Source organism: Streptomyces sp. NPDC054047 (assembly GCF_055585065.1).
Genome location: NZ_JBVJKV010000008.1, coordinates 199,913 through 213,475 on the forward strand (window position 1 = coordinate 199,913; position 13,563 = coordinate 213,475).

The window sequence follows — 13,563 nt, forward strand, 5'->3', positions numbered from 1 at the left end:
GTCCGGCGCGCAGGACAGTGAGGACATGAACGCATTCCTCGGATACGCGACCGTCCTGACCGTCCTCCTCCTGCTGGCCGCACCCTCGCTCGTCGGGTACCTCCACGACCGCCGGATCGACCGCGAGCTGCGCGAGGCGGAACGCGCCCCGCGCAGCCAGGACGGACTAGAAGTCGTCGTCGAAGGAGACCGAACCCTCGACCGCGACCTGGTAGGCCGAAGGACGCCGCTCGAAGAAGTTGGTCAGCTCCTGGACACCCTGGAGCTCCATGAACGAGAACGGGTTTGACGAGCCGTAGACCGGCGCGAACCCGAGCCGCTGGAGGCGCTGGTCGGCGACGCACTGCAGGTACTCGCGCATGGAGTCGGTGTTCATGCCGGGCAGGCCCTCACCGCACAGGTCGCGCGCGAACTGCAGCTCGGCCTCGACGGCCTCCTTGAGCATGTCGGTGACCTGCTGCTCCAGCGCGTCGTCGAAGAGCTCCGGCTCCTCCTTGCGGACGGTGTCGACGACGTCGAAGGCGAAGCTCATGTGCATCGTCTCGTCACGGAAGACCCAGTTCGTGCCGGTCGCCAGGCCGTGCAGCAGACCGCGCGAGCGGAACCAGTAGACGTAGGCGAAGGCACCGTAGAAGAAGAGCCCCTCGATGCACGCGGCGAAGCAGATCAGGTTCAGCAGGAAGCGGCGGCGGTCCGCCTTGCTCTCCAGGCGGTCCATCTTCTCGACGGAGTCCATCCAGCGGAAGCAGAACTCGGCCTTCTCGCGGATGGAGGGGATCTCCTCGACCGCGTCGAAGGCCGCCGCGCGGTCCTCCGGGTCGGGCAGATAGGTGTCGAGCAGCGTCAGATAGAACTGGACGTGCACGGCCTCCTCGAAGAGCTGACGGCTCAAGTAGAGCCGCGCCTCGGGGGAGTTGATGTGCTTGTAGAGCGTGAGCACGAGGTTGTTGGAGACGATCGAGTCGCCGGTCGCGAAGAACGCGACCAGGCGGCCGATCATGTGCTGCTCGCCGGGCGAGAGCTTGGCGAGGTCGGCGACGTCCGAGTGGAGGTCGACCTCCTCGACGGTCCAGGTGTTCTTGATCGCGTCCCGGTAGCGCTCGTAGAAGTCGGGGTAGCGCATGGGGCGCAGAGTCAGCTCGAAGCCCGGGTCGAGGAGGTTCTTCTCGGCGTTGGTGGTGGAGCTCATTACTGGCAGGCCTCGCAGGACTCGGGGTTTTCCAGGGAGCAGGCGACGGCGTCTTCGGCCGATGCCTGGGCGGGTACGGGGGCGGGCTCGGCGGCTTCGGTGCGGCCGGCCGCCGCGCGGGCGATGCGGGTCGCCGGGCGCGAGCGCAGGTAGTACGTGGTCTTCAGGCCCTGCTGCCAGGCGTACGCGTACATGGAGGAGAGCTTGCCGATGGTCGGCGTCTCCAGGAACAGGTTCAGGGACTGCGCCTGGTCCAGGAACGGCGTGCGCGCGGCGGCCATGTCGATCAGGCCGCGCTGCGGGATCTCCCACGCGGTGCGGTAGAGGTCGCGGACCTCGGCGGGGATCCAGCTGAAGCCCTGCACCGAGCCGTTGGCCTCGCGCAGCGCCTCGCGGGTCTGCGCGTCCCAGACGCCGAGCCGTTTGAGCTCCTGCACCAGGTAGGCGTTGACCTGGAGGAACTCGCCGGACAGCGTCTCGCGCTTGAAGAGGTTGGAGACCTGCGGCTCGATGCACTCGTACACGCCCGCGATGGACGCGATCGTGGCGGTCGGCGCGATGGCGAGGAGCAGCGAGTTGCGCATGCCGGTCACGGCGATGCGCTCGCGCAGCGCGGCCCAGCGCTCCGGCCAGGTCAGCTCGACGCCGTAGTGGTCGGGGTGCAGGACGCCGCGCGCGGTGCGGGTCTTCTCCCAGGCGGGCACCGGTCCGTTGCGCTCGGCGAGGGTCGCGGACGCCTCGTACGCGGCGAGCATGATCCGCTCGGCGATGCGCGTGGAGAGGGCGCGCGCGGCGGGGGAGTCGAAGGGCAGCTTCAGCTGGAAGAAGACGTCCTGCAGACCCATCGCGCCCAGGCCCACCGGACGCCACCGGGCGTTCGACCTGCCGGCCTGCTCGGTCGGGTAGAAGTTGATGTCGACGACGCGGTCGAGGAACGTGACGGCGGTGCGGACGGTCTCGTCGAGCCGCTCCCAGTCGATGTCGCCGGCGGCGGTGTCCACGAAGGCGCCGAGGTTCACCGAACCCAGGTTGCAGACGGCCGTCTCGCCGTCGTCCGTCACCTCCAGGATCTCCGTGCAGAGGTTGGAGGAGTGGACCGTGTGGCCGGGCTCCGCCGTCTGGTTGGCGGTGCGGTTGGCGGCGTCCTTGAACGTCATCCAGCCGTTGCCGGTCTGCGCCAGGGTGCGCATCATCCGGCCGTAGAGGTCACGGGCGGGGATGGTCTTGCGGGCGAGCCCGGCGGCCTCGGCCTTGCGGTAGGCGGCGTCGAACTCCTCGCCCCACAGGTCGACGAGCTCGGGCACGTCGGCGGGCGAGAACAGCGACCAGTCCTGGCTCGCGGCGACCCGGCGCATGAACTCGTCCGGGATCCAGTGCGCGAGGTTGAGGTTGTGCGTGCGCCGCTGGTCCTCGCCCGTGTTGTCGCGCAGCTCCAGGAACTCCTCGATGTCGGAGTGCCAGGTCTCCAGGTAGACCGCGGCGGCGCCCTTGCGGCGGCCGCCCTGGTTCACGGCGGCGACGGAGGCGTCCAGGGTCTTGAGGAACGGCACGATGCCGTTGGAGTGGCCGTTCGTGCCGCGGATCAGCGAGCCGCGGGCGCGGATGCGGGAGAACGAGAGGCCGATGCCGCCCGCGTGCTTGGAGAGGCGCGCGACCTGGTGGTAGCGGTCGTAGATGGAGTCCAGCTCGTCCAGCGGGGAGTCGAGGAGGTAGCAGGAGGACATCTGCGGGTGCCGGGTGCCGGAGTTGAAGAGCGTCGGCGAGGACGGCAGGTAGTCCAGGCGGCTCATCAGGCGGTACAGCGCGGCGACTTCGTCCACCGAGCGCAGGCTGTCGTCTTCGGCGAGGCCGCTCGCGACGCGCAGCATGAAGTGCTGCGGGGTCTCGATGACGTGCCGGGTGATGGGGTGGCGAAGGAGATAGCGGCTGTGCAGGGTGCGCAGGCCGAAGTAGCCGAAGCGGAAGTCGGCGCCGTCCTCCAGGGCGGCCTCCACGAGACCGTCCAGGTGCTCGGCGTGGTCGGTGACGAACGCGGCGGTGCGGTCCGCGATCAGTCCCTCGCGGTGCCCCACGGCGACCGAGTCGGAGAAGGAGCGCACTCCCTGCGACGCGGCCTCGTCACGGATGCTGAGGCTGAGGAGCCTGGCCGCCAGCTGCGAGTACGTCGGGTCCTCGGAGATGAGCCCCGCGGCGGCCTCGGTCGCCAGCTCCCGCAGCTCCGCTGTGCTCTCTGCGTCCCCCCTGGCCGAGCGGCCGCGCAGCGCGGCGGCGGCGACTCTGCCGGGCTCGGCGTCGGGGAGATCGGCGGTGAGGTCGGTCAGGGTACGCAGCAGCGCGGTTCCTGGGCCGTCGGTGGTCTGCTGACCGCCGGTGGTCTGCGCTGACGCAGGTTCGGCTGGCGCGATGGTCACGGAGCACTCCCTCGCTCGGCTCGGAGCCTTGAGGAGGGCAGGAGTGACACACGGGGCGGCCGCCCAGGGCAGGGCCGCGCTCCGCGTCCACCAGCCCATTCCACGAGGCCCGGACGTCGTTGGCACCCGGACCGGTCGGAACGGGTGCGCTGTCGACAGGTCATCGGACTTGCGAGCACGACAAATGCGTACTCATACACCGTTGCGGGACAGTTCCGGACTTGCACCGGATTCCCCTGCGGCGACAGCGAGCACGAGCATACATCTTGTGCTGGCTCTGAGCCGCAGCCCCACATCTTGTGTCGGCGTGCGTATCCCCTAGGGTGGCGCCGAACTGATCGTCGAACAGGGGGAGACGGCGTGCGAGGACGGGGCGCGGGCTGCGCGGCGGTACTCCTGATGGTGCTCGCCGGGTGCGGCGAAGGTGAGGAACAGGTGCCCTCGGCGGCGGGTGTCGACGGCGACGTCGATCCCGGCAGGCGCTTCACGGGCGCCGAGCTGAAGTCGGCGCTGCTCCCGGCGAAGGCCACCGGCCCGCGGGCCAAGGCGACCGACGTCGGCACGGGCGGCTTCAACCGGGGCTACGGGGGCGGTGACTGGGGCGCCTGCGATCCCGGCGACGAGGCGAGTGCGGAGCTGTCCGGCATGCGGGGAGCCAGCGCCGGCCAGACGATTCTTCCCTTCCCCGGCGCGATCGCCGACGAAGGGGACCCCGTGCTCTCCCAGACCCTGGTCTCGATGCCGGACGCGCGGGCCGGGCGCCATGTCGAACTGCGCCGGCAACTCCACAAGGCGTGCCCCAGTGTCACCGTCGACACCGACGCGGCCCCGGTGGTGGAGCACCACGCGGTCGATGATCTGCCGGACCTCGGCGACGAGGCGATCCTCGAGAGCAAGCGGTACGAGGGGGGCGACGACCACGACGCGGAGACTCGGCACTACAAGGTCGAGGTACGGGTCGGCGGCGTGCTCGTCCTGGTGGACGCGGGCCCGCACAAGGACCGGGCGATCTCCTTGGCGACCAAGGCGGCGGCGCGGGTCCGGACGGAGCTCTACAAGGCCTCGTAGGGCGGTACGTACGACAGCGGGCCGCCGGATTTCTCCGGCGGCCCGCGTCACGTACGTACAAGAACAGGCCCGTACGAGAACAGGCTCAGTGCCCGCCCGGCGCCCCCACCGTGGCCGGCGGCAGCTCTTCCACGACGCCGGGGTCGCCCACGTCCGCGGTGTAGTCCCCGGGAGAGGTCTCGTCGATGCCGTCAGGGGCCTTCATGGCGCGCAGGACGAACGTCATGACCACCGTGACCACCACGTTCAGGACGAATGCCGTGAGTCCGATGTAGCCGATCTCGCCGATGCCGGGGATCTCGTCGGACGAGCCGCCGAAGTGCTTCTGCGTCGGCGACGCGACGCCGTACGCGGCGACCGTTCCGTAGACCATGCCGACCGCCCAGCCCGCGAGCAGCGCCCAGCGGTGGAACCACCGCGTGAACAGGCCGCCGACCAGCGCGGGCATGGTCTGCAGGATCCAGATGCCGCCCAGGAGCTGGAAGTTGATCGCGACCGTCTTGTCCATGGTGAGGACGAAGGCGAGCGCGCCGACCTTCACGAGCAGCGAGACCAGCTTGGAGACCTTGGTCTCCTGCGCCGGTGTCGCGTCCGGCTTGATGAAGTCCTTGTAGATGTTCCTGGTGAAGAGATTCGCGGCCGCGATGGACATGATGGCGGCCGGCACCAGGGCGCCGATGCCGATGGCCGCGAACGCGACGCCGGTGAACCAGTCGGGGAACATCGTCTCGAACAGCTGCGGGATCGCCAGCTGCCCGTTCTCCACCTTGACCCCGGCCGCGATCGCCATGAAGCCGAGCAGCGCGAGCAGGCCCAGCATCAGCGAGTAGAGCGGCAGGATCGTGGTGTTGCGGCGGATCACGTTGCGGCTCTTGGAGGAGAGCGTCGCCGTGATCGAGTGCGGGTACATGAACAGCGCGAGCGCGGAGCCGAGCGCGAGCGTGGCGTAGGTCCACTGTCCGCCGGCGCCGGGTGCCAGGCCCGCGACGGGCTTGCCCGCCGCCTCGTTGGTCGCCGAGAACTTCTCGTTCGCCGCCTGGAAGATCTCGTCGAAGCCGCCGAGCTTGATCGGGATGTAGATGATCGCGACGGCGATGACGAGGTAGATCAGACCGTCCTTCACGAACGCGATCAGCGCGGGCGCGCGCAGACCCGACGAGTACGTGTACGCGGCGAGCACCGCGAACGCGATCAGGAGCGGCAGGTCCTTGATGAACCAGTTGGTGTCGGGACCGCCGCCGACGCCCATGACGTCGAGCACGGCCTGGATGCCGACCAGCTGGAGCGCGATGTACGGCATCGTGGCGAGGATGCCGGTGACCGCGACGGCCAGCGAGAGCCCCTTGGAGCCGAAGCGCCCGCGCACGAAGTCGGAGGTGGTCACGTATCCGTGCTTGTGCGAGACGGACCACAGGCGCGGCAGGAAGGTGAAGATCAGCGGGTAGACGAGGATCGTGTACGGAACGGCGAAGAAGCCGGCCGCGCCCGCCGCGTAGATCGCCGCCGGGACGGCGACGAAGGTGTACGCGGTGTAGAGGTCGCCGCCGAGCAGGAACCACGTGACCCAGGTGCCGAACGAGCGCCCTCCCAGGCCCCATTCGTCCAGGCTCTCGGTCTCGGCCTTGCGCCAGCGCGCGGCCAGGAAGCCCATCGCCGTGACGGCGGCGAAGAAGAAGATGAAGACGGCGAGGGCGATGCCGTTCACGCCGCCCGTGTCAGCTGCGAGCTCGTTCATCGGGTCGCACCCCCTTGGGCCTGCTCGGCCTTGCGGGCGCGCTGGTCACGCTGCCACAACTTGTAGGCGATCATGGTGAGAAGGGTGGATATGAGGACCCACAGCATCTGGTACCAGTAGAAGAACGGGATGCCGATGAAGGTCGGTTCGACCTTCGCGTAGGAGCTCACCCAGAGCATCGCCACGAACGGCGCGACGAGACAGAGGGCAATGACCACGCGGACCGGCGTGACCACCGGTCTGCTCACTTCAGGCGCATCTGACACTTCGCGGCTCCGCTCCCTCGCTTATCCCACCTTTAACGTGCGGGAAATCTAAGCGAGAGTATTGATCTATGGAACCCCCGTCCGGATACCGGACGGGTATCGGACAGGTCGATGTGCCTGCTCAGCGCGGGATCGGCACGGAATCCGCACGGGTCAGCAGCAGCGGAACCCCTGCCTGGGGTCGGACTCCTGCTGATCCGTCCGCATTCGCTCGAACTCCCTCCGGGAGGGGACGGATGCCCCGGGATGCGTCTTGCGCGTGTGGGCGACATAGCGGTCGTACGCGGACTCGTCGGTCAACTCCCGTGCGTACCACCGCACCCAGCGCAGCCCGCGCAGCACCCACGTCATGACGGGACCTGCGCGTCGTCGGAAGCCCTGGCCTCGGCCGCCGCCAGTTCCGCCTTCTCCTCCTGTGTCGCGATGAGCCCGGCCGGTGCGGTCAGCTTCGACTCCACGTACTCCGCCTCGCTCAGCTTCGAGGACTGCGGGTTGCGGATGTGCTTCACGCAGATGCGGGCCGCGTCCGCGATCACGACGACGATGAGCAGGGCGAGCGCGGCCGAGAGGACGCCGTCCACCGTGGAGTTGGTGACGACGGTGTGCATGTCGTCCATGGACTTGGCGGGCGGCAGGATCTTGCCGTCGTCGATGGCGTCCTGGTAGATCGAGCGCTGCTTGAAGAAGCCCACGCGCGGGTCGCTGGAGAAGACCTTCTGCCAGCTGGCGGTCAGGGTCACCGTGGCGTCCCAGGCGAGCGGGATGCCGGTGATCCAGGCCCACTTGAGGCGTCCGGACTTCACCAGGAGCGTGGTGCAGACGGCGAGCGCGACCGCGGCGAGGAGCTGGTTGGAGATGCCGAAGATCGGGAAGAGCTGGTTGATCCCGCCGAGCGGCTCGTGCACGCCGACCCACAGGAAGTAGCCCCACAGGCCGGTGACGACCGCGCTCGTGATGATGAGTCCGGGTTTCCAACTGACCTTCTTGAAGGGCTTGTAGACGTTCCCGAGCATGTCCTGGAGCATGAAGCGGCCCACGCGCGTGCCCGCGTCGAGCGCGGTCAGGATGAACAGCGCCTCAAACATGATCGCGAAGTGGTACCAGAAGGCCTTCATGGAGTCGCCGGTGACCTTCGAGAAGATCTCGGAGACACCGACCGCGAGCGTGGGCGCGCCGCCGGTGCGCGAGAGCAGCGACGACTCCTCGACGTTCTTGGCGGCCTGCGCGAGGTCCTCGGGCGAGATGGAGTACCCGAATCCCGCGACCGCCTGGGACGCGGCCTGGACGTTGTCCCCGATGACGCCCGCGGGCGCGTTCATCGCGAAGTACAGCCCCGGGTCGATGATGCTCGCCGCGACGAGGGCCATGACCGCGACCGACGACTCCATCAGCATGGAGCCGTAGCCGATCATCCGGATCTGCGTCTCCTTCTGGACCATCTTCGGCGTCGTGCCCGAGGAGATCAGCGCGTGGAAGCCGGACAGGGCACCGCACGCGATGGTGATGAAGACGAAGGGGAAGAGCGACCCGGCGAAGACGGGCCCGTCGCCGCGCGAGGCGAAGTCGGTCACCGGGTCCATCTTCAGCGTCGGCAGCGTGACGACGACGCCGATCGCGAGCAGCAGGATCGTGCCGATCTTCATGAACGTGGAGAGGTAGTCGCGCGGCGCGAGCAGCATCCACACCGGCAGGATCGAGGCGATGAATCCGTACGCCACCAGCCAGATGACCAGCGTCGAAGGCGCGAGCGTGAACGTCTCAGCGAGGGACGACTCGGCGACCCAGCGCCCGGCGACGAGCGCGATCAGGAGCAGCGTGATCCCGATGAGGGAGACCTCGCTGACCCGCCCCGGCCGCAGGATGCGCAGGTAGAAGCCCATGAACAGCGCGATCGGAATGGTCATCGCGATGGAGAAGGTGCCCCAGGGCGAGTCCGCGAGCGCGTTGACGATGACGAGCGCGAGCACCCCGAGCAGGATGATCATGATGGCGAACGCGGCGAGCAGCGCGGCGGCCCCGCCGAACGGACCGATCTCCTCGCGCGCCATCTGGCCGAGCGACTTGCCGTCGCGCCGGGTGGAGAAGAAGAGGACGACCATGTCCTGCACGGCGCCCGCGAAGATCACGCCGACGATGATCCAGATCGTGCCCGGCAAGTACCCCATCTGCGCGGCCAGTACGGGCCCCACCAGGGGTCCCGCGCCCGCGATCGCCGCGAAGTGGTGGCCGAGCAGGACCCGGCGGTCGGTCGGGTGGAAGTCGATGCCGTTGTCCAGGCGCTCCGCCGGGGTGGCCCGGTTCTTGTCGACCTTCAGGACACGGTTGACGATGAACTTGGAGTAGAAGCGATAGGCGATGGCGTACGAGCCGAGGGCCGCGGCCACCATCCAGGCGGCCGACACCTCCTCGTCGCGCGAGAGCGCCAGCACGGCCCAGCCCGCGGCGCCCACCAGCGCGACGAGGGTCCAGATGACGATGGTTCGGGGATTTGCTGTGCGCACCGGGTCGTCCTCCCGTTCATCATGCGATGACGGGAGGAACGTAGAGCAGCGCGGTGATCTGCGCCAGACCCCGGAAGAGGGTCACGCCGCTGAGCTGCGGTTCACTCCGTGGGGCGCTTGAGGCGGGCCACGAATTTGTAGCGGTCGCCGCGGTAGACCGAGCGGACCCACTCGACCGGCTGGCCGCCGCCGTCCAGGGAGTGCCGCGACAGCAGCAGCATGGGCAGGCCCACGTCCGTGCCGAGCAGTCCGGCCTCGCGCGGCGTCGCGAGCGAGGTCTCGATGGTCTCCTCGGCCTCCGCGAGGTGGACGTCGTACACCTCGGCGAGTGCGGTGTAGAGCGAGGTGTACTTCACCAGGGAGCGGCGCAGGGCCGGGAAGCGCTTGGCCGACAGGTGCGTCGTCTCGATGGCCATCGCCTCGCCGTTGGCGAGGCGGAGCCGCTCGATCCTGAGCACCCGGCCGCCCGTGCTGATGTCGAGCAGCCCGGCGAGGGTGTCGTCGGCGGTGATGTACCCGATGTCCAGGAGCTGCGAGGTGGGCTCGAGGCCCTGGGCCCGCATGTCCTCCGTGTACGAGGTGAGTTGGAGGGCCTGGGAGACCTTGGGCTTGGCCACGAAGGTGCCCTTGCCCTGGATGCGCTCCAGGCGGCCCTCTACGACCAGCTCCTGCAGGGCCTGGCGCACCGTCGTGCGCGAGGTGTCGAACTCGGCGGCCAGGGTGCGCTCCGGGGGGACCGGTGTGCCGGGCGGCAGCGTCTCCGTCATGTCGAGCAAGTGCCGCTTCAGGCGGTAGTACTTGGGCACGCGCGCGGTGCGGCCGACCGTCGCCGCGCCGGTGGCCTCCGTGGCCGAGGACGCGCCCGCGTCGGTTCCCGTACTGCCCGCGTCTGTGCCCATGCTCTGCCTTCCCGGCTCCTGTGCTGCTGCCGTCACCGGCTCCTCCGTCTGTCGCGGCTCACATCGTGGCACGTACAGGGCCGGGCATACTCTGCCCGCTCAGGTGTCGGTCCGATAACGGACCTGACAGCCCTTCTTATACACCCTTGACACCCCTAAAGGTCTAGGCCAAGCTCCCCGTACTGGTCTACACCATTAAAGACCAGGTTCCAGTCCCACGGGCAGATCTCGGTCCATTTGGTCGCTGCGGGTGGGGGGTTGACTGGCATCCCTTGAGGAGGGTGACGTGAAGCGCAAGCTCATAGCGGCCATCGGTGTCGCGGGCATGTTGGTCTCGATCGCGGCCTGTGGCAGCGACGACAAGGACGACAAGAACGCCGGGGCGGACGGCTTCAAGGGGGAGACCCTGACGCTCTGGGCGATGGACGGTTCCACGCCCGACGGCTGGACCAAGGACGTCAAGGCCGCCTTCGAGAAGAAGACCGGCGCCAAGCTGAACCTCGAGGTCCAGCAGTGGAACGGCATCCAGCAGAAGCTGACCACGGCCCTCTCCGAGGAGAACCCGCCGGACGTCTTCGAGATCGGCAACACCCAGACGGCCGCGTACGCCAAGACCGGCGGCCTCGCCGAGCTCGGCGACCTCAAGGAAGGGCTCGGCGCCGACTGGACCGAGTCGATCAATAAGTCCTCGGTCGTGGACGGCAAGCAGTACGCCGCCCCGTGGTTCGTCCTGAACCGCGTCGTGATCTACAACAAGAAGGTCTGGGCCGACGCCGGGATCAAGGCGACGCCCAAGACCCGCGCCGAGTTCCTCAAGAACCTCAAGACGATCGAGTCCAAGACGGACGCCGAGCCGATCTACCTGCCGGGCCAGAACTGGTACCACTTCGTCGGCCTGACCATCGGTGAGGGCGCCGAGCTGGTCAAGAAGGACGGCGACAAGTACGTCTCCAACCTGAACGACCCCAAGGTCGCCAAGGCCATGAAGACGTACAAGGAGTTCGCGGACCTCTCCAAGGCCCCCAAGAACAAGGACGAGGCCACCCCGCAGCAGGCCGAGGTCTTCGCCAAGGGCAAGACCGGCGCCTTCATCGGCATGAGCTGGGAGGCCGCGACCGCGATCAAGGCCAACCCGAAGATCGAGAAGGACATCGGCTACTTCACGATCCCCGGCGCCACCGCGGCCAAGCCCGAGGGCGTCTTCCTCGGCGGCTCGAACCTCGCCGTCGCCGCGACCAGCAAGAAGCAGGAGCTCGCCAAGGAGTTCCTGAAGATCGCGCTGAACGACAAGTTCGAGGGCTCGCTCGCCAAGGAAGGCGGCGTCATCCCGAACAAGCAGGCCCTGGAGGCCCAGCTCAAGGGCAACCCGGCCGCCGAGGCCATGGCCCCCGCCACTGCCGGCGGTGGCACCACGCCGCTGATCCCGGAGTGGGCCGCGGTGGAGAACCCGCCGAACCCGATCAAGAACTACATGACCGCGGTGCTGAACGGTAAGTCGAACGCCGACGCCGCCAAGCAGGTCGAGGGCGAGTTCAACAAGCGCCTGTCGCAGAAGCAGTAAGGACGCGCTCCTGCCGGGGACTTCGGGCCCGGGGTGACTTTCGCCCCCGGGCCCGCTGCCCCGGCACAGCGCTGCGTTCCGCGATGCCCACGAAAGAGATGGCGAGCATGACCGTGCAGACCGAACGGCCGCCCTCCGGCCCGACGGACGTCGTGAAAACGGACGGACGGCCGGCTGATCCCGGCAAGCCCCGCGAGCGGGCCCGGTCGCTCGCCCCCTACCTGCTACTGCTCCCCGCGGTCGCGGCCACCCTGGTGTTCCTCGGCTGGCCGCTGGTCAACAACGGGATGCTGTCGTTCCAGAACCTCAACATGAGGCAGTTCATCCTGCACCTCACGGAGTGGAACGGGATCGACAACTTCAAGGAGGTCCTCACCGGCGAGGACTTCTGGCGGGTCACCGGCCGCTCGATCGCGTTCACCGCGGTCAACGTCGTACTGATCATGCTGCTCGGCACCCTGGTGGGCCTGCTGCTCGCACGGCTCGGCAAGCGGATGCGCGTACTGCTCCTGGTCGGGCTCGTGCTCGCCTGGGCGATGCCGATCATCGCGTCGACGACCGTCTACCAGTGGCTGTTCGCGACGCGCTTCGGCGTCGTCAACTGGGTCCTGGACAAGGCCGGCTGGCACTCGATGGCCGAGTACGACTGGATGGGCAGCCAGTACTCCACCTTCTTCGTGGTCATCGTCCTGATCGTCTGGCAGTCGATCCCGTTCGTGGCGATCAACCTGTACGCCGCGACGACGACGATCCCCAAGGAGCTCTACGAAGCCGCGTCACTGGACGGCGCCGGCGCGTGGAAGCGGTTCACGAACGTCACGATGCCGTACCTGAAGCCCTTCCTCCTCGCGACGACGTTCCTGGAGATCATCTGGGTCTTCAAGGCGTTCGCGCAGGTCTTCGCGCTCAACGAGGGCGGCCCCGACCGGCTCACCGAGATCCTGCCCGTCTACGCCTACATCGAGGGCATGGGCAACCAGCACTTCGGCATGGGTGCGGCGATCGCGCTGCTCACCATCGTCATCCTGCTGGTCCTGACCTCCTTCTACCTGCGGATCGTGCTCAAGCAAGGGGAGGACGAGCTGTGAACGGCACCGCATCGTCGTGGTCGTCCAAGGTCCGCCGCATCTGGCCCAACGCGGTCGCGGTCGTACTCTTCATCGGCTTCGTATTCCCGGTGTACTGGATGTTCGCCACGGCCTTCAAGCCGACCGGCGACATCATCAGCGAGGACCCGGTGTGGTTCCCGACCGAGGCGACGTTCGAGCACTTCAAGACGGCCGTGAACGCCGACCACTTCTGGACGATGGTGGGCAACTCCCTCACCGTCACGGTGCTCGCCGTGCTCTTCTCGCTGATCATCGGCCTCGCGTCGGCGTTCGCGCTCGCCCGGATGCGGTTCAAGGGCCGCAAGGGCTTCGTGATCGGCTTCATGCTGGCCCAGATGGCGCCCTGGGAAGTCATGGTCATCGCGATCTACATCATCGTGCGCGACGCCGACATGCTGAACAGCCTGGTTCCGCTCACGCTCTTCTACATGGTGATGATCCTGCCCTTCACGCTCCTGACGCTGCGCGGCTTCGTCGCCGCGGTGCCGCGTGAGCTGGAGGAGTCGGCGATGGTGGACGGCTGTTCGCGGATGCAGGCGTTCCGCCGGGTCATCCTTCCGCTGCTCGCGCCGGGTCTGATGTCAACCTCGCTCTTCGGATTCATCACCGCCTGGAACGAATTCCCGCTCGTCCTTGTCCTCAACAAGGAGGCGGAGGCCAAGACGCTGCCGGTGTGGCTCTCCGGCTTCCAGACCGCCTTCGGCGACGACTGGGGCGCCACCATGGCCGCCGCCTCGCTCTTCGCCATCCCGATCCTGGTCCTCTTCGTCTTCCTGCAGCGCAGGGCCGTCAGCGGTCTGACCGACGGTGCCGTGAAGGGATAA

The 13,563-nt window shown here is 68.1% G+C and carries 11 protein-coding genes and 1 riboswitch; of the genes, 4 read left to right on the forward strand and 7 right to left on the reverse strand.

Features of this window, described 5'->3' with window-relative positions:
* Window positions 1-166: 166 nt before the first annotated feature.
* Window positions 167-1,189, reverse strand: coding sequence for a ribonucleotide-diphosphate reductase subunit beta (locus ACZ6ZP_RS27565; RefSeq protein WP_351163668.1), 1,023 nt, complete (start codon window positions 1,187-1,189; stop codon window positions 167-169).
* Window positions 1,189-3,600 carry a ribonucleoside-diphosphate reductase subunit alpha gene (locus ACZ6ZP_RS27570; RefSeq protein WP_383820794.1) on the reverse strand — a complete coding sequence of 804 codons (2,412 nt, stop codon included), beginning with the start codon at window positions 3,598-3,600 and terminating at the stop codon, window positions 1,189-1,191. Before ACZ6ZP_RS27570 ends, ACZ6ZP_RS27565 begins: the two co-directional genes overlap by 1 nt.
* 137 nt (window positions 3,601-3,737) lie before the next feature.
* A riboswitch (cobalamin riboswitch) is annotated at window positions 3,738-3,861 on the reverse strand.
* Window positions 3,862-3,960: 99 nt separating this feature from the next.
* Between ACZ6ZP_RS27570 and ACZ6ZP_RS27575 the strand changes: the two genes are divergently transcribed.
* The gene (locus ACZ6ZP_RS27575; RefSeq protein ID WP_469408752.1) at window positions 3,961-4,668 is read left to right on the forward strand and encodes a hypothetical protein; all 708 of its coding nucleotides are present in this window, start codon (window positions 3,961-3,963) and stop codon (window positions 4,666-4,668) included.
* A gap of 85 nt (window positions 4,669-4,753) precedes the next feature.
* Here the strand turns inward: ACZ6ZP_RS27575 and mctP are convergent, their stop codons facing one another.
* The 5 genes from mctP to ACZ6ZP_RS27600 form a co-directional block, all read right to left on the reverse strand.
* Window positions 4,754-6,403: a monocarboxylate uptake permease MctP gene (gene mctP / locus ACZ6ZP_RS27580; RefSeq protein ID WP_469408753.1), complete on the reverse strand. Its 1,650-nt coding sequence runs from the start codon at window positions 6,401-6,403 to the stop codon at window positions 4,754-4,756.
* Window positions 6,400-6,669, reverse strand: a complete 270-nt coding sequence (locus ACZ6ZP_RS27585; protein WP_344530106.1) for a DUF3311 domain-containing protein — start codon at window positions 6,667-6,669, stop codon at window positions 6,400-6,402. The genes mctP and ACZ6ZP_RS27585 overlap by 4 nt, the downstream gene beginning before the upstream one ends.
* 153 nt (window positions 6,670-6,822) lie before the next feature.
* The gene (locus tag ACZ6ZP_RS27590; RefSeq protein ID WP_160507150.1) at window positions 6,823-7,020 is read right to left on the reverse strand and encodes a YbdD/YjiX family protein; all 198 of its coding nucleotides are present in this window, start codon (window positions 7,018-7,020) and stop codon (window positions 6,823-6,825) included.
* Window positions 7,017-9,170 (reverse strand): carbon starvation CstA family protein, encoded by a 2,154-nt coding sequence (locus ACZ6ZP_RS27595; RefSeq protein WP_351163678.1) that lies wholly within the window; start codon window positions 9,168-9,170, stop codon window positions 7,017-7,019. Before ACZ6ZP_RS27595 ends, ACZ6ZP_RS27590 begins: the two co-directional genes overlap by 4 nt.
* Before the next feature lie 101 nt (window positions 9,171-9,271).
* Window positions 9,272-10,069, reverse strand: coding sequence for a GntR family transcriptional regulator (locus tag ACZ6ZP_RS27600; protein ID WP_351163681.1), 798 nt, complete (start codon window positions 10,067-10,069; stop codon window positions 9,272-9,274).
* 286 nt (window positions 10,070-10,355) lie between these two features.
* On the opposite strand from ACZ6ZP_RS27600, the gene ACZ6ZP_RS27605 reads away from it, so the two are divergent.
* The 3 genes from ACZ6ZP_RS27605 (at window position 10,356) to ACZ6ZP_RS27615 (ending at window position 13,563) form a co-directional block, all read left to right on the forward strand.
* Window positions 10,356-11,630, forward strand: a complete 1,275-nt coding sequence (locus ACZ6ZP_RS27605; protein ID WP_469408756.1) for an extracellular solute-binding protein — start codon at window positions 10,356-10,358, stop codon at window positions 11,628-11,630.
* Between the two features lie 107 nt (window positions 11,631-11,737).
* The gene (locus ACZ6ZP_RS27610) at window positions 11,738-12,718 is read left to right on the forward strand and encodes a carbohydrate ABC transporter permease (protein WP_351163686.1); all 981 of its coding nucleotides are present in this window, start codon (window positions 11,738-11,740) and stop codon (window positions 12,716-12,718) included.
* Window positions 12,719-12,756: 38 nt separating this feature from the next.
* The gene (locus ACZ6ZP_RS27615; protein ID WP_351164024.1) at window positions 12,757-13,563 is read left to right on the forward strand and encodes a carbohydrate ABC transporter permease; all 807 of its coding nucleotides are present in this window, start codon (window positions 12,757-12,759) and stop codon (window positions 13,561-13,563) included.